At 46.2% G+C, this 21,858-nt stretch carries 20 protein-coding genes; 12 read left to right on the top strand and 8 right to left on the bottom strand.

Annotated elements, in window-relative coordinates:
• Positions 1-450: 450 nt before the first annotated feature.
• The 5 genes from QUA16_RS08170 (at position 451) to QUA16_RS08150 (ending at position 6,358) form a co-directional block, all read left to right on the top strand.
• Entirely contained in the window at positions 451-789 is a 339-nt protein-coding gene (locus QUA16_RS08170; RefSeq protein ID WP_333102564.1) for a hypothetical protein, read from the top strand.
• Between the two features lies 1 nt (position 790).
• Complete coding sequence (locus QUA16_RS08165; RefSeq protein WP_333102565.1) at positions 791-2,194, top strand: hypothetical protein; 1,404 nt, start codon at positions 791-793, stop codon at positions 2,192-2,194.
• Between the two features lie 135 nt (positions 2,195-2,329).
• Positions 2,330-3,340, top strand: coding sequence for a tryptophan--tRNA ligase (gene trpS / locus QUA16_RS08160; RefSeq protein ID WP_333102566.1), 1,011 nt, complete (start codon positions 2,330-2,332; stop codon positions 3,338-3,340).
• 124 nt (positions 3,341-3,464) lie between these two features.
• Positions 3,465-4,361, top strand: coding sequence for a methylenetetrahydrofolate reductase (locus QUA16_RS08155; protein ID WP_333102567.1), 897 nt, complete (start codon positions 3,465-3,467; stop codon positions 4,359-4,361).
• Positions 4,362-4,738: 377 nt separating this feature from the next.
• A complete protein-coding gene (locus QUA16_RS08150; RefSeq protein WP_333102568.1) occupies positions 4,739-6,358 on the top strand; it encodes a mucoidy inhibitor MuiA family protein in 1,620 nt (539 codons plus the stop codon).
• Positions 6,359-6,449: 91 nt separating this feature from the next.
• Here the strand turns inward: QUA16_RS08150 and QUA16_RS08145 are convergent, their stop codons facing one another.
• From QUA16_RS08145 to QUA16_RS08135, 3 genes are all read right to left on the bottom strand, one after another.
• Entirely contained in the window at positions 6,450-6,941 is a 492-nt protein-coding gene (locus tag QUA16_RS08145; protein ID WP_333102569.1) for a YajQ family cyclic di-GMP-binding protein, read from the bottom strand.
• 133 nt (positions 6,942-7,074) lie between these two features.
• Positions 7,075-7,491, bottom strand: coding sequence for an MAPEG family protein (locus QUA16_RS08140; protein ID WP_333102629.1), 417 nt, complete (start codon positions 7,489-7,491; stop codon positions 7,075-7,077).
• A gap of 15 nt (positions 7,492-7,506) precedes the next feature.
• Complete coding sequence (locus tag QUA16_RS08135; RefSeq protein WP_039887610.1) at positions 7,507-8,010, bottom strand: hypothetical protein; 504 nt, start codon at positions 8,008-8,010, stop codon at positions 7,507-7,509.
• 28 nt (positions 8,011-8,038) lie between these two features.
• Between QUA16_RS08135 and QUA16_RS08130 the strand changes: the two genes are divergently transcribed.
• On the top strand, positions 8,039-8,203 hold the full coding sequence (locus QUA16_RS08130) for a hypothetical protein (protein ID WP_333181088.1): 165 nt from the start codon (positions 8,039-8,041) through the stop codon (positions 8,201-8,203).
• A gap of 85 nt (positions 8,204-8,288) precedes the next feature.
• On the opposite strand, the gene QUA16_RS08125 is transcribed toward QUA16_RS08130, so the two are convergent.
• On the bottom strand, positions 8,289-9,386 hold the full coding sequence (locus QUA16_RS08125) for a phosphotransacetylase family protein (protein WP_333102570.1): 1,098 nt from the start codon (positions 9,384-9,386) through the stop codon (positions 8,289-8,291).
• 1,278 nt (positions 9,387-10,664) lie between these two features.
• Positions 10,665-11,039 carry a type IV pilus biogenesis protein EbsA gene (gene ebsA, locus QUA16_RS08120; protein ID WP_333102571.1) on the bottom strand — a complete coding sequence of 125 codons (375 nt, stop codon included), beginning with the start codon at positions 11,037-11,039 and terminating at the stop codon, positions 10,665-10,667.
• Between the two features lie 246 nt (positions 11,040-11,285).
• Between ebsA and QUA16_RS08115 the strand changes: the two genes are divergently transcribed.
• From QUA16_RS08115 to QUA16_RS08095, 5 genes are all read left to right on the top strand, one after another.
• On the top strand, positions 11,286-12,803 hold the full coding sequence (locus QUA16_RS08115) for a glycosyltransferase family 2 protein (protein WP_333102572.1): 1,518 nt from the start codon (positions 11,286-11,288) through the stop codon (positions 12,801-12,803).
• Between the two features lie 337 nt (positions 12,804-13,140).
• Complete coding sequence (locus tag QUA16_RS08110) at positions 13,141-14,370, top strand: succinate--CoA ligase subunit beta (RefSeq protein ID WP_333102573.1); 1,230 nt, start codon at positions 13,141-13,143, stop codon at positions 14,368-14,370.
• A 331-nt stretch (positions 14,371-14,701) separates the two neighbouring features.
• The gene (iscB, locus tag QUA16_RS08105) at positions 14,702-15,973 is read left to right on the top strand and encodes an RNA-guided endonuclease IscB (RefSeq protein WP_333102574.1); all 1,272 of its coding nucleotides are present in this window, start codon (positions 14,702-14,704) and stop codon (positions 15,971-15,973) included.
• Between the two features lie 72 nt (positions 15,974-16,045).
• The gene (locus tag QUA16_RS08100; RefSeq protein ID WP_333102575.1) at positions 16,046-16,942 is read left to right on the top strand and encodes a CoA-binding protein; all 897 of its coding nucleotides are present in this window, start codon (positions 16,046-16,048) and stop codon (positions 16,940-16,942) included.
• Positions 16,943-17,085: 143 nt separating this feature from the next.
• The gene (locus tag QUA16_RS08095) at positions 17,086-17,208 is read left to right on the top strand and encodes a hypothetical protein (protein ID WP_333102576.1); all 123 of its coding nucleotides are present in this window, start codon (positions 17,086-17,088) and stop codon (positions 17,206-17,208) included.
• A gap of 112 nt (positions 17,209-17,320) precedes the next feature.
• On the opposite strand, the gene QUA16_RS08090 is transcribed toward QUA16_RS08095, so the two are convergent.
• Together QUA16_RS08090 and QUA16_RS08085 are read right to left on the bottom strand one after the other, a co-directional pair.
• A complete protein-coding gene (locus QUA16_RS08090; protein ID WP_333102577.1) occupies positions 17,321-18,022 on the bottom strand; it encodes an alpha/beta hydrolase in 702 nt (233 codons plus the stop codon).
• Between the two features lie 304 nt (positions 18,023-18,326).
• Positions 18,327-18,539, bottom strand: a complete 213-nt coding sequence (locus QUA16_RS08085) for a hypothetical protein (RefSeq protein ID WP_333102578.1) — start codon at positions 18,537-18,539, stop codon at positions 18,327-18,329.
• Positions 18,540-18,621: 82 nt separating this feature from the next.
• Here QUA16_RS08085 and hpsL point away from each other — a divergent pair, with 82 nt between their 5' ends.
• Positions 18,622-20,286, top strand: coding sequence for a hormogonium polysaccharide biosynthesis protein HpsL (gene hpsL, locus QUA16_RS08080; RefSeq protein ID WP_333102579.1), 1,665 nt, complete (start codon positions 18,622-18,624; stop codon positions 20,284-20,286).
• A gap of 140 nt (positions 20,287-20,426) precedes the next feature.
• Here hpsL and QUA16_RS08075 read toward each other — a convergent pair whose 3' ends face one another.
• Positions 20,427-21,848, bottom strand: coding sequence for a DPP IV N-terminal domain-containing protein (locus QUA16_RS08075; RefSeq protein ID WP_333102580.1), 1,422 nt, complete (start codon positions 21,846-21,848; stop codon positions 20,427-20,429).
• Positions 21,849-21,858: the final 10 nt, after the last annotated feature.

Raw genomic sequence — 21,858 nt, 5'->3', positions numbered from 1 at the left:
TTTAGTAGGCATTGACTTTTTATAAATATCATCATATTATACTATGCAATATGCGTTTTAGATGCTGAACAGCTTAGTATTTGTGGGAGTAGAGGTGACGCGACCAAAAAAGAAGTCAAATTTACTAGATTTGACCGTGAATCCCGCACCTTGAATTACTTCATCACTTGAGGTCAATCGATTTTAGATTTTAGATTTTAGATTTTAGATTGAAGCATTGACCCCACGGATAAATTCGGGGGCTTGTTTATGGGATACACGTTTTTTATTTATTTCTCCACGGATGAATCCGGGGGCTTGTATCCTAGATGCTTTCGGTCAATGCTTGCAACTCCTAAAAAAATTGACACTAAATTGTCTCCGATGGTATCATAGAATTAACATAGAGACAATGCTCGAACAAAAATCCTAAAAATCTCCAAATTCAATTAACACAATAGAAAATCTGCCATGAATGACGACCAACGTTATATATCAGCATTTCTGCAAGTTTTTGAGACTAAAGCCGAATTATTAGAGGAGGTGGGAGCAGTAGAAGATTTAGCAAACCTCAACCAGATGATATCTCAGATGGTTGATGAATCTGATGAGGAAGTAGCGGATACTATTGGGATATGGTGCAAAAAATATCCTAAAATCAGAGATACCCTCCGTTCAATTATTAATAGAAAACCAGAACCCCAACCCACCAAAAAAGAAGAGCAAGAACCAAGGCTATTAAACCGCTATCCAGAGTTACCCGAAAGCCTCAAAAAACGCCTCCCCAATTCACAGCCCCCGTGCCAATAACATGAGCGACAAAATTTCTGCCCCCAATGTCTATTTATACGCTTTCCAACTGCACAATGACAGTCAGGGCAGCAATAATCCTCTGTGGAAACACTGCGACAATATCCTCGCCCACTTCACCGATAAACAGCTAACACACAATCTAGTTTTCCCGCAAAATTCCCACAGCTACCGCGAAGATTTGCTGCCAACTGTCGCACTACGATTTAACAGCAATCCGCCCGTAGAAGGTTTTGCCCAACCGCTACAAATTCAAGACAGCTATGCTTTATGCTTAAATATAGGTTGCCCGGAAGACGGCACTGCTGATAATATAGATGTCGATCTAATCAAGCAATTCAACCCAAATCGAGCCTTACTCATCAGTGGCGATGATAACTTTTTAGGTCAAACTCTCCTAATTACCGCATGGCTTCCCGAAAACTCACTGAATAATTTAGATTCCCTCAAACCCCTCGCCGATAAATGTCGCGATGCCTTATTTCACAGCGACTCGCCACCTGTATTGGACTGTTCAGGTAAATTATTTGGCAGTCCGATTTTTGAATACGGTTCAATTAGCGATATTGCGAATTACCGCCACCTGCTTGTCTGGCTGCTTTCCGACAAACAAACCGACAAGGATTTTAACACTTGCCAGGAAGAAATACTCGACCTACTATTTTACCGCAACAAAATTATCAAAGCTTTTCAAGACAGCCGCCAGATTTACCGCGAACTCGATCGCGAATACCGCATCATTGAGAAAAATATGGAGATATTGCAGGCTCAATTTTCCAGAGGGACTGTATTAACTTCCGCCCAATTGCAGGAATTTCAAGAACAGTTAAAGCAACTCTTCAGCAAAGCAGTAACTTATACTCGCCTGCTGCGGAAACTCGAAGATTATGACAATACAATTGCGCTAAATCTTAACAATTACACTGACATTTTGTCGAAAATTTGTGATATACTAGTAATTGATAAGGAAGAACTATCAATATTAAATAACTTCAGTAGAAAAACGGCTCCTTATATGCGATCGCAAATTGCCGGAGACTTAGGATATTTCCGACACGGAACAAACTTAATCGATCAGGCGATCGCCTCAATTCGCGGCATAGTAGAAATAGAACAAGCCAGGAGCGATCGCACCAACCAAATCGCACTCCGCAACAGCGAGATAGCAGAGAAAAATCGGGACGATCGCCTAGAAAGCACAGTACAGGCGATCGGCGTCGGTTTAGCAGCCGGCGGCATCGCAGCCTCCAGCGGCACAGACAAAGTATTGCAGACAGTGCAAAACCATCAAATCCCAATTTTAATGCAATGGCATCCCTTTCTATTTTCGTTTGCCTTGAGTTTTGCTATCGCTCTTTTCGCAGCCGGCCTCACTTGGTGGCGCACTAAACCGAAAAACAGTTGACAGTTGACACTTGACAGCGAGCTTTTTAAGGCTGGGATTTAGATCCTTGCCGATCGCTCGAATTTCAACCAAGAGTATCTTAAATCAAAATAACGTGTCAATATAGAAATGTGAGTTCAATTCTATTCTTTCCTCATGGGCAAACAGCGCGTTCTTTCGGGAGTTCAGCCAACCGGCAATCTTCACCTCGGCAATTATCTCGGTGCCATTCGCAACTGGGTAGAAAATCAAAGTCAGTACGAAAATTACTTCTGCGTAGTCGATTTGCACGCAATTACCGCACCGCACAATCCAGCAACTCTAGCCTCCGACACTTACACGATCGCCGCACTCTATTTAGCTTGCGGCATCGATTTAGAATATTCTACTATTTTCGTGCAATCCCACGTCTCGGCGCACACAGAACTAGCATGGCTGCTCAACTGTATTACGCCGATTAACTGGCTCGAAGATATGATTCAGTTTAAAGAAAAAGCAGTTAAACAAGGTGAAAATGTCAACGCCGGTTTGCTAAATTATCCGGTGCTAATGGCAGCAGACATTTTGCTTTACGATGCCGACAAAGTGCCCGTGGGAGAAGACCAAAAACAGCATTTGGAACTCACCCGCGATATTGTCATCAGATTAAATCACCAATTCGGTACACCCGAAAAGCCAGTATTGAAACTTCCCGAACCCTTAATTCGGACTGACGGTGCGAGGGTGATGAGTTTGACAGATGGCACGCGCAAAATGTCGAAATCAGACCCTTCCGAACAAAGTCGAATTAATTTATTGGATTCGCCAGATACGATCGCCAAAAAAATCAAGCGCTGCAAGACAGATGCCGTGCGCGGTTTGACTTTTGACGACCCCGATCGCCCCGAAGCTAGAAATTTGCTGACACTTTATCTCCTGCTTTCCGGCAAATCTAAGGAAGAAGTAGCAACAGAGTGTGAAAACATGGGTTGGGGAGATTTTAAACCCTTGCTGACAGAGACGACAATTAATGCCCTCAAACCTATTCAGGATAAATACAAGGAAATAATGGACGATCGGGGATATTTAGAGTCTGTACTACGTCGTGGAAGAGAACAAGCAGAAGCTATTGCTAATCAAACTCTAACTAAGGTTAAGACAGCTTTCGGTTATTCTTTACCTGTTTAGTTGTTAGTGGTTAGTTGTTATTGGTTACTGGTTAAGAATGACCACTGCCAACTGTCAACTAACAACTGTCAACTGTCAACTAACAACTGTCAAATAACAAATAACCCATAACAGACAAATAATCATGAACCGTTTTCGCACAGCCTGCACCACCCCCGGAGAATTTATAATTACCGCCGAAGTTGCCCCCCCAAAAGGCGGCGACATGACTCACACAATTCAAATGGCTGAACGCCTCAAAAACCGAGTGCACGCCATTAATATCACCGACGGGAGTCGCGCAGTGCTGGGAATGTGCCCCCTAGCAGTTTCGGCGATTTTAGTGCAGCACGGAATTGAGCCAATTTGTCAAGTTGCTTGTCGCGATCGCAATCAAATTGGCCTGCAAGCCGATCTCATGGGAGCCCACGCTTTAGGCATTCGCAATGTATTAGCACTTACAGGCGATCCCGTCAAAGCGGGCGACCATCCTAAAGCAAAAAGTGTATTCGACTTGGAATCAGTACGACTGTTACAAGTCATTCAGAAAATGAATGGCGGCAAAGACTGGAATGACAAACCTTTAACAGACGGATTTACCGATTTATTTGTCGGTGCTGCCGTCGATCCGCAATGCCCCAGTTGGTCGGGTTTGCAAAGTAGATTTGAGAAAAAAGTAGAGGCTGGAGCACAGTTTTTTCAGAGTCAATTAATTACTGATTTTGAAGTTTTGGATAAGTTTATGCACCACGTTGCTGCGGGCTGCAACAAGCCAGTTTTAGCGGGAATATTTTTGTTTAAATCAGCTAAAAATGCTGAATTTATTAAAAAATACGTGCCGGGAGTTCACATCCCACAAGAGACGATCGATCGTTTAGCAAAATCTCCCGAACCCTTGCAGGAAGGCATAAAAATTGCGGCCGAACAAGTCAAGTTAGCGCGGCAGATTTGTCAAGGAGTTCACATGATGGCCGTCAAACGAGAAGATTTAATTCCTCAAATTTTGGATTTGGCAGGAATCGCACCAGTCAGCTCAAATTAACCGTTGGGGCGGGTTTTACCAACTATCAATGCCTAACATTAACGATATTATAAACCTGCCCACCCCCGCGCTAAGCTGTGTTGCATCTAGATTGCCTATGGTATTAGAGAGGGAGAGGGGGAGAAGAGGAGAGGGGGAGAGGATTTGACGATTGTTGATCGGGACTCGAAATATGCAATTTAAATGAACAACAGCTTACCATTTTGAACATCAAACTGTAGGGGCGGGTTTGACCAACCATCAATGTATAAAACTAATGAGCTCGTAAACCCGCCCTCCCCCGCTGTAGATAATCCAATAACTTCTGAGTTTGATTAATAAACTACTTTGAAAAATGCTCGATCGACTAAACGGTTATTAAATAGGAGCAACTGGCAATGACTGACTCAGAAATACTTAATTCTGATACGATTAAAATACTAGATACTAGCATATCCGAAGTTACAGTTTACACCGATCGCGCTTTGGTGACGCGCCGCGGTACGGTATCTCTGACGGGAAACGAGCGAGAATTGGCGATCGTATCTATCCCCGCAACCCTCGAAACAGAGTCAGTCAGGGCTACGGGTGCGGGTACAGTTGCTGTGCGATTGCTGGGAGTACGCAGCGACAGAGTGTTTAGCAGGGAACCTGTAGCGGATGGCATCGCCGAATTAACCCAACAGATCCAAGAATTAGAAACCCAAAAACGGGCAATAAAAGACAAGTTAGTTGCCCGAAGAATTCAACTCAAATTTGTCGAAGATTTAAGCGAAAAAAGCGTCGGTTTCTTTTCCAGCAGCATCGCCAAACAGCAGGTAGGTTTAAACGAAACTGGCGAAATGCTCAACTTTTTAGGAACCAATTACCTAAAATATGTAAGTGCGATCGCGCAGCACGAAAGACAACAGCACGAATTAGACAATCAAATACAAGCTTTACAGCACCAGTTACAACAAGTAAAGACTCCCCATTCCCAGCAAAGTTTTAAAATCATTGTCGCCATAGAACCAAGCGGCAGCGGCAACTTTGAACTAGAACTTTCCTATGTAGTAAAGCGAGCATCTTGGACTCCCATTTACGACTTGCGAGTCAATACCACCAACAACCAAATTAATCTCCATTACCTAGCCGATGTCAAACAAAATACAGGCGAAGATTGGACAGGAGTAGCGCTGACATTATCTACAGCAAAACCCGGATTGGGAAGTCTCCCACCACAACTAAAGCCTTGGTATATCGAGATCTTCGAGTTAAAGGAACCCGCTGGTCGGGGCTCGTCAGAGGATGATTTATTTGACCTAGAAGAGATCCTAGAAGAAGGTTATGCAGGCAATTCATTCCGCGGTGGAGGACGGCGCATAGAAGCTGAAATAGCAACAGCTCAAGTATCCAGAGAAGGCGGCACAGTCTCTTTTCAAATAGCCGGAAATACCAATATTCCCAGCGACAGTTCGAGGCAGAAAGTGACTATTTTTAGCGAAAATTATCCCTTTCAACCTGAATATATTGCAGTTCCGCGCTTAGTCAGTTTTGCCTATTTGCAAGCAGTGGTTGTGAATCCGCTGACGGGTGCAACTCTGCTTCCCGGTAAAGCAAATATCTTTCGCGACAACACTTTTGTCGGCACTGTGCAGTTAGAAAATGTTTCCCCCGGCCAAGAATATAAACTGAATTTAGGAATAGATGAAGGGTTAAAAATAGAGCGGCAATTAGTGGAAAGACAAGTAGATAAAAAACTTATCGGCAATCAGCGGCGCACGAGTTACGCCTATCGTTTGAGTGTGACTAACCTGCGGCAGGTGCAGGTACACCTGACACTACAAGAGCAATTGCCAGTCAGCCGCAATGAACAAATTAAAGTGCGATCGACTCTCACTAATCCGAAGATAGTAGCAGGTGAAATGGGACTGCTAGAATGGATAATGTCTCTGCCTCCGCAAGCCAAGCAAGAGTTATATTACCAGTTTGTTGTCGAACATCCTCCCGACTTAACAGTCATCGGTTTAGATATTTAATATTAAGTCGATCAAAACTTGTTTTTAGTCAGGACTTTAGTCCTGATTCGTCACCACGGATGAGGACTGAAGTCCCGAAAAAATATCAAATTTACCTGTAATTGGTAAACTGCAAAGCCATCGGATAATCTTCTTGTTTCAACCGTTGAATTACCAACTGCAAATCATCCTTATCCTTAGCCGAAACGCGCACTGCATCACCTTGAATCGAACCTTGAATCTTTTTAAACTCATCTCGAATTAATTTAGTGATTTTCTTGGCAACTTCCTGGTCAATCCCTTTTTTCAGTTTGATTTCTTGGCGTACTCTAGTACCACTAGCAGCTTCAATTTTCCCATAATCAAAAATTTTCAGAGACAAATTGCGCTTGGCGGCTTTAGTTTGCAAAACAGTGTGAATTGCGTCGAGAGTAAATTCGCTGTCCGTATTGACAGTAATGGATTCTGCACCCAATTCTACGGTAGTTTTGGTATCTTTCAAGTCGTAGCGGCTTTGAATTTCTCGCGTTGTTTGGTCAACAGCGTTAACTAATTCTTGCCGATCGAACTCGCTGACAATATCAAAGGAATAACTAGCAGCCATAAATTAGTAATTGGTAAGGGGGCATTGGCAAAACAGGGCATTGGGCATTGGGCATTGGCGAAACAGGGCATTGGGCATTAACAACTAACCAATAACCAATAACCAATAACCAATAACCAATGACTACTGAAAATTAGCCGTTAACAGCCATTAAACTGAAATAGAATAAAGAAACAGTGCAAGAAGAACTAATCGCAAACATGAGCGATCGCCCCAGCGGCACATTCAGAATATAGAAAACCGAAAACAACAACCGGGCGATCGTAAAAGCGATCGCAGCCCAACCCGCCGGTTCGGAATCTACCCCCGTCACAAAAGCCATCAAAGCCGCCGCTGAAAACAGCATAAACGTCTCAAACGAATTTTGGTGAGCCCAAGTTGCCCGCTGAGCGTAAGCAGGCAACCTCTCAAACATAGCGCGGGGGGCTGCTCGATCGTAGCCTAGCTGCAAGCGGGCGAACGCAACCACCAAAAACGGTGCGTAAACCAGCGCAGCAGCAGCTGCAATACAATCAAGCAGAATAACCGACACAGGTAATCCCAACAGCATCATCCGCCTCGCAGTTCAATCAAAATAGAACAGAGTAACCACCTTGCGCTGTTCCTCCGCATCCTGGCAAGTTTTCAGCAAAGTGTGGCTTTCGTGAAAAGCAAAACATATCAGTTGCTGGCAGCGAGAAATAATCTCCTGATTGCACATGGCGCTTGCTTCCGGGAGAGACAAGCTATCATTTTTGGGATTTTCTACCAAATGTATCACTTGTTCGAGTTGGTCGCGAGACTCCCGAGGCTGGCGACTCATGCTTTGTGGCAAAATCACCGTCAGCAGATTAGGATCTGCTCGCATTGCCCCCCGAATTGCTGCTGAATTGGTGCCTGTAGCGCCAGAAGTGATGAGCTGATTGCCTCCCAGAACTATGGCGTAGCTCAGCATCTCAATTAGCTGCTGGTGGGTAATAGGAACGTGGCGAGAACCCAAAAGAGCAATCCGCTTGGAGCTGGTTTGCTGGATCGCCGCTAGTTCTTGTAAAAAATCATCTACTCTGGGTAGCTCAATTGATTGACTCAAAGAATTTATTAAATTAAATAAAACTACGTTGTGGATTTTAGCAGACTCACTAGCCATTGCCGCCAAAAAGAAGTTAAGAATTGCTGATTTACCGGATCAGACTAGAGGATGGGGAGATTTGAGGAAGCCAGAAGGCAGAATGTCTTCCGACATTGGCCAGCCGGAGCTCAAGGTAGAATTCAAGAAAAATTGAGAATTTAAGAATTTTAGCTTTTTATTTATTTAAACAAAAAGTTCTCTCTGCCGAATACCTTCTTCCCTCAGCTCCGGCTCTCTTCTTAATGGACTCGATCGCTCAGCCCCAAGGATGCCATCATGCCCTCAAGGTCAAAATGTTCTGCCATTAGCTGAGTAACGCATTCCACCTTGATCGGTTCGTGCAGGCGCACGCTGCCAAAGGTGCTGTCGATAATTTCCACCGTGGTTAAGGTATCCAAATCAACAGACAAAACCGGAATTTCCATTTCTTCTGCCCTGCCAATCACCAAGGGAGAAGGAGGCAAGTGACCTGTCAAAATCAAGCACTGAGTCGAGCTTTCCAGAGCCGCTAGCTGAATGTCCGTGCGATCGCCCCCCGTCACCACCGCCATATTTCTCGCTTTGCGGAAATACTTCATAGCCGAACTAACATTCATCGCGCCAATTGTCAAGGTTTCCACCATCAAGTCCAAACGGTCTTTACGGCAGAGCACATCAGCTTTCAATTGGTGCACCAATTCTTTGACGCTGACACTTCGCAGCAAAGCACTTCTCGGCAGCATTCCCAAAACTGGAATACCCGCAGCCTCCAGAAAAGGCCGCACAGTCGCCGTTACGGATTCGAGTTTGTCCGAGGGAACGTCGTTGAGTACCACGCCCAGCAACCGCGAACCCAAACGCTGTTTAGCAGACAGCAAATCGTCTACATACAGATCGATCGGGCGGGCTACCAACAGCACAGAGGCATCAATTGCCTCAGCGATTTGAGCCAAAGACAAGTCAAACAGACTGCCTTCCTCCAAATTAGCTGGGCCTTCTAACAGCGCCAAGTCTCCGCTGGGAGCTTGCAAATATTGCGCTAAAGACTGGCGGTAATCTGTCTTGTCTTCTCCCCGCAAACGCTTGTGAACCGTCTCTTCATCCAAATAAAGCAGTGTTGACGGCATCTGACTTTCTGAGAGATTCAGCGTCTCTACCGCGAACCGCACGTCTTCGTCCTCGATCCCAGCTCCGGGCGAGCTGAAACAGGTTCCCAGAGGTTTGCCGTAGGCGACGGCCAGTCCTTTTCCCCGGAGTCCGAGTGCCATCCCCAGGGCGATGGCCGACTTGCCGCTGTAAGCTTTTGTGGAACCGATCAGCAAATATTTAGTCAATTTTGGTACGCCTTCAATCCTCAATTTGCACCTGTCTATTTCAATAAATTTAGTTTTTTCTACAGTATTTCTGAACTGCGACTCAATTTGGCAATACTATTATACTCGATTTTGTCGCTTTTGGGCAAATTGTTTTTTTGCGGAAAATTTTTATTCACCTGTTCGCAACCCTTTTCTTCCCATTCTTTTTACTTGATTTTGGGAAAGCAGTTTTTAAATTGTTTGTTTTACCAGCAGTTTTTGATAAGTATTTATCGCCCATGATTCCTTTAACAACAGATTTTAATTGTAATATTTTTAGGCATTGGGATTGCGTAGCTGAGATATCAACCTCGAATTTTATCGAGTAAAAATAACACGGCAAAAATGGTTCACCTTACCTTAAAAGCCTACTTAGAGGGTGGAAAATAGTTTTTTTAGTGGCTAAATAGAGGATTGTATAGGAAGAGAGTACGGTGCTTGCCTAAGCAGTTTTGCATATAATTAAAAATGGATAGGTTGTATGATTAGTTATTCATTATTAGTGCGATCGCCCGCGTTCTAACTGAGCGGTGGCACTGCCAGCAATAAGCTGCTTAGAATCGGGATTATAGCTTCTAAACACATAAATTGTCGGGCGGCGTGGGCTGGAATTTCGGCAGCCCCAAGGCTGATTGCGATGCTAGGCCCGATCGCAGTTCAATGGCTGTAGATTGAGTTTCCTTGAGCGGATCTGCAGCCCTTTCCTCTCAGCTACCGAGTCGCAAAATTTGAACAAAATCGGACGGCGCGATTCGCCTCACGGCGATAGCTTCGCTCGCGCGTACTCGCACAGTACCAATGTCTGAAATAGGCTTTTGGGCTTGTCCCACAACAACTACAGCAGTTTTCAATTGGATGAAATACAGGTAGGGACTAAGGCTTTGTCTGAGTCCCTACGCGAAATCTGTATCACGCTCAACTGAAAACTTCAGTAGATTTACTTTACCAATGGGGATAAGTGCTGACCCCCAAAGGGATTATTGAGAATGATCCAAGAACTCAGTTACTATCCCGCTTCTCAAATAGGACTGGCGCACCAATCATGTAATGTTGCCGTCGTGGCTTTACACTATTGGTGCGCCATTTATAGCGCCCGTCAATCGATTTTAGATTTTAGATTTTAGATTAAAGAATTGAAGAAAGCAAGCCCACTGATAAATCCGGGGGCTGGCGATCGGGAGCAAGGAGCTTTTTTCTCGATCCCCGAATCAATCCGGGGGCCCCGGATTAAATTGCTTGATTGTCAACTGCCGACTTTTGGGAGTGCGGCTGCGGTGAAAGTTATTCATCCATTCGCATCAGCTTGCGGTAAAACGTTTTAGAAAAATCGACGGTACGAGTTCGCTGAAAAGTCAGGAGAACCTCAATTAAGCAACTAACAAACTCAGAGCTTTGCATAGTCACTTCGTAGCTGAGTTCAGCATTGCCGTCAAACAACACCCGACAGCGGGTTAAGTCGATCGGCAGCGACGAGATATTCCAACTAGCGACAAACGGCACGCTCTCCCCGCCGTCAATTTTTCTTGCCCCCTCCAAGCTTTTGAGCTTGTAGAGGGCAATAGCGTGCGGTAAAAACTTGCGCCTGGGCTCTTGACAGAAAGGCGCGTAGACTTTCACTTCTTTGTCATCGGCTGGCTTGAGTTGAGGAATAGACATATTTCCACCTCAGACAATTATTACTAACAGATAGTTTAGATCCCCTGAAAAAACTAGCAGATATTCCAGGTCGATCGCAAGCAAAAGTCAACCCAAATACTCTATACAGTACCCGTTTACCAGGGCCGTACAAGCACCGAACCCGCTGGTTGTCCTCCCGTCCGCTTTCGACAAAAGCCCAGAAACTGATACAGTAGATGCTTATATCTAAAATCAAAAACTATTGGTGGTTGAATCAAGTAACCTATGCAGGAGAGTTCTTGGCCAGAAAACGACGCTCGCAGCGAGCTTAACTTGGACATCTCTGATTTAGCTCAAGAAGAGCTCAAGAGTTTGACCTCGCACTCGAAGCTCAGCAAAGTATTTGCTATACCAGACATTGGCGACAGGGTGTTTGACGCGGAAACAAAAGCAGAGCTCCCAGTTGCGGTGGCTGTGCCGGGAACTCCCTCTTTTCCTCAAAATCTGTACCGGGGACGGCGCGGAAAAGCCGCCGCAGTGCTGACTGCGATTTGGGCCGGCACGATCGCCCTGCACTTGATTTCTTGGGGTGCGTGGGTAGTGTGGGGGTTGACGGGATTGCTGTGGATGCAAGCATTTCGAGTTTTGTTTGCCGAACCCAAGCCCGCACTGGCGCCTCTTGCGGATGAAAGTCGAGAGGATTGGCCTTACGTGTCGCTGCTGGTGGCAGCGAAAAATGAGGAAGCGGTGATTGCCAGATTCGTAGAATCCATCTGCAATGTAGATTATCCGATCGACCGCTACGAAGTTTGGGCGATCGACGATCACAGCAGCGACGCCACGCCCCTAGTATTGGAACAGCTAACCAAAAAGTACCCCCAGCTCAAAGTATTTCGCAGAGGAGCAAATGCCAGCGGCGGAAAGTCGGGAGCACTGAATCAAGTGTTACCACTGACTCGCGGGGAATTTGTCGGAATATTTGACGCCGACGCGACGGTAACGCCGGATTTGCTGCGCCGGGTGCTGCCAGTGTTCGATGGAGAAAAGGTAGGCGCTGTGCAAGTCAGAAAAGCCATCGCCAATGCTTCGGTAAATTTTTGGACTCGTGGCCAAGAAGCAGAAATGGCTCTCGACAGTTTTTTCCAGCAGCAGCGGATTGCGATCGGCGGCATTGGAGAATTGCGCGGTAACGGCCAATTCATGCGCCGCACTGCCTTGGAAAGCTGCGGAGGCTGGAACGAGGAAACGATTACCGACGACCTGGATTTGACGGTGAGGCTGCACCTAGACCGATGGGACATTGAATTTCTCGCTTTCCCAGCCGTGTCAGAAGAAGGAGTCACTAACGCTCGCGCCCTGTGGCATCAGCGCAATCGCTGGGCAGAAGGTGGCTATCAGCGTTATCTTGACTACTGGCGGCTAATTTGGCGGAACCGCATGGGAACTGGGAAAACTTGGGATTTATTTGGATTTTGGGTATCTCAATATTTCTTACCCACCGTAGCCCTACCCGACTTTGTGATGTCAATTGCGCTGCGCCGGATGCCGATCGCCAGTCCCATAACTTTTATGACCCTTACCTTGTCGGTGGTGGGAATGTTTGTCGGTTTGCGCCGCACTCGCAAAGAGACCAAATTTGACATAAGGCGAGTTTTTCTCACCTTGCTGCAAACGCTGCGGGGTACTGTGTATATGTTCCACTGGCTGCTGGTAGGGACTGTGACGGCTCGGATTGCGGTACGGCCCAAGCGGCTCAAATGGGTCAAAACCGTCCATCAAGGCGCTGTTAATAGCCTCAAGTAAACAATTCGCAGAAATATCTCGGCACAGTATGGCCGAACGTCCGAAGATTTTCTGAGACAAAAAAACACCAACGCTCGCCAAATATCTCCCCGCCAGAGCCTAAGAGTAAAATTTGGCAATTCCGAGAAAAAAACACTTTGAAACAGCTTAGGTAATAGGTAATCGGCGAGCGGTAATAGCGAATAAGTAATCGGCAATACAAAAGTCTAAAATTAAAAGATAAAAGCGATAATTTTTAACTTTTAACTTGACAAAAAACCAATTACTATCTATTAATTATGAATTGCCAATTAGGACGAATTGCTTGTTGCCAACTACCCGTCACCCGTAATTGATAATGGATTTGTTAGAGTACCAAGCTAAATCTTTATTTCGCCAGATGGCAATTCCGATTTTGCCGTCGCAGCGGATTGACAATCCCGCTGACCTCAAAGGACTGAAAATTCCTTACCCCGTTGTACTCAAATCGCAAGTGCGGGCTGGGGGACGGGGCAGGGCGGGGGGTATCAAGTTTGTGGAAAATACGATCGATGCAGTAGCAGCCGCTCAAACAATTTTTAATTTGCCGATCGAGGAGGAATATCCCCAAGTCCTGCTGGCAGAAGCAAAGTACAACGCCGACCAAGAATTGTACTTAGCGGTACTCCTAGACCCCGTAGCGCGACGCCCGGTGCTTCTGGGTTCGAGACAAGGAGGTATGGATGTCGAAGGGTCGATCGAGCAAATGCAGCAAGTTGCCGTAGATCAAGAATTTTCCCCATTCTACGCGAGGCGTCTCGCGCTGAAAATGGGATTGCAGGGAGACTTGATTCAATCGGTGAGCACCATTGTCGAAAAAATGTATCGGCTGTTTGTCGAAAAAGATTTAGATCTAGTAGAAATCAATCCTCTCGGCATCAGTCCGACGGGAGAGGTAATGGCTTTAGACGGTAAAGTCACCGCCAACGACGATGCCTTGGGGCGACATCCAGATTTGGCCGCACTATCGGGGAAGAGGCAAAGCAGCGGGTTGGCACGGGAAAGAAGAAGTCCCCATGCCTCTGGCGATCGCTCCCATTCCCAGTCCAAGGTTCAGCAGTCGCCAGAGTTTGACCCCAAATCTAAATCCCCAATCTCGAATTCCGAATCCCTGCAATTAATCGAACTAGACGGGACTATCGCGATTTTGTGCAACGGAGTGGGTCTGACAATGGCAACTCTAGATGCTGTAACCCACCAAGGAGGAAAACCAGCTAATTTTGTGAATATTGGTTCCCTAGACCGCTACTATGCAGCAAATGCCCTGCGCGATCGCGCGGAGTTGGGTCTGGAGTTAGTCGCTCAGGATAAAAGCGTTAAGGTGATACTTGTAAATATTTTGGGCAGCGCCTCCAAGACCGAGGAAATAATCGCTGCAGTAGCCGGCTATTTGGAACGGAAAGCTCGCGCTAACCGCCACATCCAGGTTGTGCTGAGGCTGGTAGAGCTCGATGCTGATGCTGTTAAAAAGCGTTTGGGACAGTTGCCGGTGCAGCTAGCTAGCACTTTGGATGAGGCCGCGGCCGCTTCTGTATCCTCCGCCAAGTAGGGGCAGTCGATCGGCAAAAAATGAGATTTCGGTACAGATGAAGGCCTTCTGCTTTTTACAGATCGAGTGTCAAGTGGGAAAAAGTCAATCACCCGGCGCTGCTCGGAGTACCCAGACAGCGCGGGCACAGAAAGAGCCTAGTTGACCAGTCTAAGTGGTTCGCCCACTACGTTTAAGGTAAGTGTTGAAGTACCTACCGGAGGATGCGTGCTAGTCTTCCGCTCTAGAACTTAAAAGTTAAACAGGTGTAAGGGTTAAGCCAGTGCTTTTAAGATAGTTACCGACCTTAAACATTGACGAAGCAAACATTACCCCGTAAGGGAGGACTTAAATGTCTAATTTGGTTTTTGTACTTGACACCAAAAAACGACCGCTCAATCCAATCCGCCCAGGATTGGCACGTAAATTGCTAACTAATGGCAAAGCTGCTGTCTTCAAAAGGTATCCATTTACGCTAATTTGGAAAGTAGAGGTAACTGTACCGCAAAAACCAATTACTCTCAAAATAGATCCTGGCTCTCGAACTACTGGAATTGCGTTAATACAAGGAGAAAACGTAATCTTTGGTGCAGAGCTAACACACCGAGGACAAGCTATTAAAGCCAGCCTTGAATCTCGCCGTTCATTGCGTAGAGTCAGGAGGAATCGCCATACCCGCTATCGTCGGGCTAGATTCTCAAACAGGACTCGCCCTAAAGGTTGGCTAGCCCCAAGTTTGCAGCACCGCGTCGAAACAACACTGACATGGGTGACTAGATTGATGAAACTCGCCCCCATTGCTTCTATTGCTCAAGAGCTTGTCCGATTTGACTTACAGCAATTAGAAAACCCAGAGATTTCGGGAATCGAGTACCAACAAGGCGTTTTGCATGGCTATGAGATCCGCGAGTATTTGTTGAACAAATGGGAGAGAAAATGCGCTTACTGTGGTGTAATTAATACACCATTACAAGTCGAGCACATTCATCCCAAAGCCAAAGGCGGAGCTAATCGCATTTCTAATCTTTGCCTTGCTTGCGATGCTTGCAACAAAAAGAAAGGTACTCAAGATGTTGAGCAATTTTTGTCTAAAAAGCCAGAGATTTTGAAGCGGATTCTATCTCAAGCAAAACGTCCGTTAAAAGACGCAGCAGCCGTTAACTCAACTCGTTGGACATTATTTAATCGACTCCGTACAACTGGCTTGCCTGTTTCTACAGGTAGTGGTGGCTTAACGAAGTTCAACCGCATTCAATTAAATTTACCTAAAACTCATTGGCTAGATGCAGCTTGTATCGGAAAGGTTGAGTCATTGAAGATTTTAACAAGCAAGCCACTATCGATCAAAGCAACTGGTCACGGGACACGTCAAATGTGCCGCACTGGTAAATTCGGCTTTCCATCTCGCTATGTTCCCCGGTTTAAGTTTGTTAAAGGTTTTCAAACGGGAGATATTGTCAAAGCGATTGTAACCTCTGGCAAAAAAATTGGTACATACGTTGGACGTGTTGCCGTAAGAACCAGTGGCTCATTCAATATTTCCGCCTCAGAATTAGTGTCAGGGATTAGCCACAAATATTGTTCAGTTATTCACAGAAAAGATGGTTATTCGTATGCAGCATAAACCTTGCCCCCCTTTTCCTCTCGCCGGTGACCTGGGTACAGGTACAGCGGGAGTCTCCAAGGGGGAAGAAAGATGAATTTAACTCCTGAAAGCAAAGTCCTAGTACAGGGCATTACAGAATCTCCCGCGTCCACCCGCGCCGCCCTGATGATGAAAGCATACGGCACGAATGTAGTTGCCGGTGTCAGTCCCGGTCGGGGGGGGCAGGAAGTGGAGGGAATTCCGATTTTTGATTTGGTAGAACAAGCAGTGGCGGCAGTGGGTCACGTTGACACTGCGGTAATTTTGGTAGACGCTTACTCGGTGCTGGATGCGGCTCTAGAAGCGATCGCCGGAGGAATTCGGCAAATCGCGATCGTTACTGGAGGAGTGCCTCCTCTGGATATGGTGCACTTAGTCAGAAAAGCAGAAGCCACCGAAACTTTGGTAATCGGGCCCAACAGTCCGGGGATTATTGTGCCCGACAAACTGCTGCTGGGAACTCACCCCAAGGAATTTTACACTCCCGGCCCGGTGGGAGTAATCAGCCGCAGCAGCACTTTGACTTACGAAATTGCCCTAGAACTGACGGAGGCGGGGTTGGGACAGTCAATGGCGGTTTGTATTGGCTGCGACGCGATTGTCGGTTCTTCTTTTATGCAGTGGCTGCAAATTTTGGACGAAGACGACAGTACGGAAGCGATAGTTTTGGTGGGGGAAGTTGGCGGGTGGAGTGAACAAGCTGCTGCTTCTTACATCGCCTCGGCGATCGACAAACCCGTGGTTGCTTATCTGGCCGGCCGCTACGCTCCCAAGGGGCCGTCTTTGGGCCACGCCGGCATCCTGATCAGTTCTCGCGCGGCTGCCCAGAAAGCCTTTGGAGTTTCGGCCCCAAACAAAATGGCTGCCTTTGAAGAGGCCGACATACCTGTGGCCGCTCGACCTTCCGAGATTCCTAAGTTGCTCAAAAAATTGCTAAAGAAAAATTGATTGCTTTGGGAGTTTTCACAAAAGTCCTAACCCTCTTGGGGGTTGGGATAGGGGTAGGGCGGGGGCGGGTTTGGTCTCATATCATTTCCGGTTACACCGGAATGATGTTGACGGTTGACTGTTGACTGTGGACGCCGTGAACAGTGAACCGTCAACCGTCAACAGTCAACAGTGAACAGTCAACAGTGAACAGTCAACAGTCAACAGTCAACAGTCAACAGTCAACAGTCAACAGTCAACCGTCAACAGTCAACAGTCAACAGTGAACAGTGAACTCGGATTTACTATTCCGATGAAGAGTGGATTTGATATCAAAAGTGTCTGCAGAATGCCACAACAGCGGCTTCAAACCGCCTTTAGGACAAATTTAGGATTTTTTTACCAAAGCCCTCTGACCGGCGTCACAGGCTGCCGTGCGGGTGCTGGCAAGGGCGCGACGCGGCGCGGCGCTGGAGGCGGAGTTGTTGGCTGCACGCTGCGGCGAGGTTCGATCGGACTTTCAGTGCGATTTGTTTCAGTTGTGCGAGTTGTCGATCGCGTCACATCTTCAAGCAGGCTTCGCAGAGTTCCGGCTATACTCTGAACTTTCCCAACAGTGGTGCGAAGGCTGGCAACATCTACGTAAACCTCGTTAAGAGGATACTTTTTCAGGATTTCCAGCAGCGATACCTTACCGTCGTCCCCGGCAGCCAGGATCACCGCTGCCCGCAAAGCTTTCCCGCTTTCTGTGCGGCGCTGAGTCCGAATTGCTTGACCGATGTCGTCAGTGATTTTTTCTCCTGGGGTGCTGTAAACTACCCTCGCCAGATTAGCAGGCTTTAAACCAATTTCTAAACCCATGAACCCCCGCAGCATTTGCGCGTCCATTTTGGAGAACCGGATAATTTGTTGGAGGGTTGGCGTCGTCGTGCCGTTTTTAGCAAATTCTTCTAAGTCGCTGATATTGATGCCTTGTCTGATCGGGCCAAATGTGAGGACAACTTTTTCGGCCCCTAATGCTCTACTGTTGCTAGACAATATGCTCCCGCTTGCTCCTAAAAGTACGGCAATGCCGATCGATACAAATTTTGTTAATTTCATATTCACCGCTACATTAAAATTATTTTTTCGAGATTTGTACATTTTTGTACATTATAGATGCAGCAGTTATATTCTACAATGTCGCCCATGTAATTTGTGCCCGCGTCACACCGACAATCTCGACCGAGACTTTTTCTCGATCTTGACTTTAAAAATAAGTTACCACATCTGCCGAAATCTGTTCGCTTCTATTCCTTCTGCCTTCTACCTTCTACATCTGCAGCCTTCTATATCAGAGTGTCTTCCGCCTTCTACATAAGTGCCTTATAAAAATTCTAGGAACTGCCCTGACGGGAGGACGTTATTAATTCCACAAACATAAGGGATCGATTGCTTCTTCTTTGTCTCTTAGGCAACTAAATCCCTCTTCCTTCTTCCCTCCTTCTTCCTTCTTCCGACGGACATCGGACTGACATCCGTTACATCCGTTATAGAATCCGTGGCCGAACTTCCTTCTTCCATCCGTTACATCCGTTACATCCGTTACAAAATCCGTTGCCGAACTTCCCTCTTCCATCCGTTACATCCGTTACATCCGTTACATCCGTTACATCCGTTACATCCGTTACAAAATCCGTTGCCGAACTTCCTTCTGCTATATGTTGAAAACCAAGCGCAAATCCAAGAAATCCAAACACAAGCACAGCGAAAAAACAACAGCGCTAAGCAAAAAAGAAGTAGCTGCACAAAAACGCAAAATTTCAGAAAAGCGCAATGAATTGGTGCAGGCGATCGCCATAAGCTGCTTAGTCAGCGTTGCTCTCAGCATCCCCCTGTTGTTCGTAGCCCGCCCTAAGATTGCTATTGCAGGAGGCGCGGCCGCAGCCATCTTGCTGCTTTCCTACAAATACCCCCGTCAAGCTTTATGGGCTTTTCTAATTTACCTGCCTTTCAGTGGTACAATTACCTACGCAATTGGTGGCGGGAATGCGGCCTTTCAAGTAGCCAAAGATGCTTTCTACATACCAGCCCTCATCGCCCTAATTCAAAGCTGCAAAAAGAAACAGTTGCCCCTGTTCATTCCCAAACAAATGCTTTCTACCTTCAGCATCCTGTTGATGATGGCAATGCTGACTTTAATTTTTGTCAACGGGGAGATGCAGCTCAACCCTATGAAAGGCGACAAACCAATTCTGCAAGGAATTCTCGGTTTAAAAGTATTGATAGGTTACATACCGCTGATTGCTTGTACCTATTATCTGCTCCGCACTAAGAAGGATTTGGTATTTTTTAGTCGAATGCACATCGTTTTGGCGATCGTTTGCTGCCTTCTCGGTTTGATTCAGTACCTGTTGCTGCAAAGTGGAAAGTGTGCCGGAACCCGAGGAATGACCGGAGCAGAATTATATAAAGCAACGCTGCAAGCTAGATGTTTTGTCGGCGGTTCTTTGGTGTTCAGTCCAGAAGTCAAGTTTGTCCGCTTGCCGGGAACTTTTGTCGCGCCTTGGCAGTGGGCGTGGTTTTTAATTTCTAATGCTTTTTTAACCTTTGCTGCTGCCTTTTGCGATCCTTCATTTTGGTGGCGAGTTATCGGTTTATTTGGCATGGCTTTAGTATTTGCCAATGCAGTTCTTTCCGGTCAAAGAGCTGCTTTAGTTATGGTTCCCGTTGCTACGGCAATCCTGCTAGTTCTCACCGGTCAATTAGTTAATTTAAAACGATTTATTCCCATCGGTGCAGGACTGGCGATTCTGCTGTTTATCGGTGCAGCTATTAACCCGGGAATTATCGAGCAGCGGTGGGAGAGTTTTATTAACCGCTGGAATGCTGCACCACCCCAGCAGTTTCTATTTAATCAGTTCGAGCAGAGCAACAATTTTATCATTGACAAACCTCTCGGTAAAGGTGTGGGACGTGCCACTAATTCAACGCGAATATTTGGTGCCACGCAGCTAATTGAAACTTTCCAACCTAAGTTGATCTACGAACTCGGTTATCCGGGGATGATTAGTTTTCAGATCATGCTTTTACACTTAGCTTTTCTAACTTTTAGAGCTTACCGATCAGTCAAGGACAAAAGTTTGCGGAGTTACGGAGCTAGTTTTTGGGTGTTTGTTGCATTTATTACGATCAATACTCAATACTATCCGCTGGATGTAGATCCAGTGTCCGTGTATTATTGGGTTTTAGCTGGGGCGATTTTAAAGTTGCCCAAAATTGATAAACAGGTGCAGGATGAAAAACAGCAGGAAGTTGAGTCAAATGAATTGCAAGTTCACCAAGCATTAAATGAGAAAAAAATTATTGCATCTTCCCCAATTTGAGAAGAGTTTTGAGTGTTGAGTTTGGTGGATTCTTTCTTGTTCAGTAACCCGCTTTCGCTCCAAGGCGATGCAAAGATAGCCCGCCCTTCTGGGTTTATCTGTGCTAAAACTACCCCTACAGCATATTTTTGCTCTTAATTTTACTGCGGTTGCCAAACGGGATTGCTAGCATTCAAATCTTTGTCGTTTGTCACTTTAGTCAATCCCGAACCGTCCCGATTAATTACATACAAGTTGCTTTTGTCGCCTTCGGTTTCATTATATATAAAAGCAATTTGCTGGCTGTCAGAAGACCAAGCTAATTGAGAAATCCCCGACGGTTTTAGCCTGGTAGCTAGTTGATTTAGCTGGTTCCCGTCAGCATTGATTGTGTAGAGTTTTTGATGGTTGAACTCTCCGGCGACGAAAGCAATAAATTTGCCATCCGGCGACCACGAAAGTTGGCCGTAGTTTCTGGGTTTTTGGGTGAGATTCTTGGCTGTCCCCCGGTTAATGTCGAGCAGGTAAATATCTTGCTGTTCGCCTGATGAATCGCCGGGTTTATTGTAATAGTAAGCAATGCGACTGCTGTCGGGAGACCAAAATATTTTGACGTTGTAAACCTCATTTTGCGGGTTGTTCCTCAAATTTTTGAGGTTGGTTCCATCGGCATTAATTGTGTAAATTTGCTGTTTCGGATAAGCGCCGAACAGGAAAGCAATTTTTGTGCGATCGGGCGACCAAACAAGTTGACTGCCGCCGGATATATATTCGCCAGGACTTTTAGTTAGTTTTTTCATTCCCGAACCATCGGCATTCATTTTGTAGATATTTTTATCCTTGACAAATGCTACCTGCTGACCGTCCGGCGAAAGGTAAAATTGTGATGAAATTTCTGTTTTAGGCGGATATCCTCCTACTTCCAAATTCCTAACTAATTTAGTTCCTTGGATGCCAGAAGTGTCGCTTGTATAAAGTGATTGACTGCCGGGAGTATCAGAGGTAAAACCGTTGCAATAACGGGCAAAAAGAAGTTTCTGGCTGTTGGAAAACCAAGCTATTTCAAAATTAGCTGCTTTGCAAGCATCCCCAGCAAACAGTTTAGTTAGTCGAGAACCGTCAGCATTGACTGTATAAATGTCGGTATCGCCACCCACGAAAGCCAGTCGCTGACCGTTGGGCGACCAAACTAGGGTATAGCTAACATCTATGTTTGGGGCAAGTTCGCGGCGGGAGGAACCGTCAGCATTGACCCCAAATAAACTTGTTCTAAACTCGCTGCCGCGCATCTGGAGAGCCACAAACGCCAGTCGGCTTGGTTTTTGGGCTGCGGTTGTCGGAGGGCTTTGAAGGCTCAAAAACAAGGTGATTGAGAATGTTAGGGAGATGAGGCCGATCGCACTTATCGGCCATAATTTATGGAAGCTGAAAAGTTGCAGAATTTGCCACAAGCTTTTCAGGGGCAGCCAAGATGCCCAACCCCTACTCCCCACACTCAACTGAAAATCTTGTGGAACAAGCTTTTGTGGAACGGGCATCTTGCCTGTTCCATCTCGCAGCGGGAAATGCAAGTTAAAACGCATTTTATCGATT

The sequence above is a fragment of the Microcoleus sp. S13_C3 genome (assembly GCF_036700905.1).
GTDB lineage: Bacteria > Cyanobacteriota > Cyanobacteriia > Cyanobacteriales > Microcoleaceae > Microcoleus.
The sequence above is the reverse complement of the archived record's forward strand: the minus strand, read 5'-3'. Positions and strand labels throughout refer to the sequence as shown.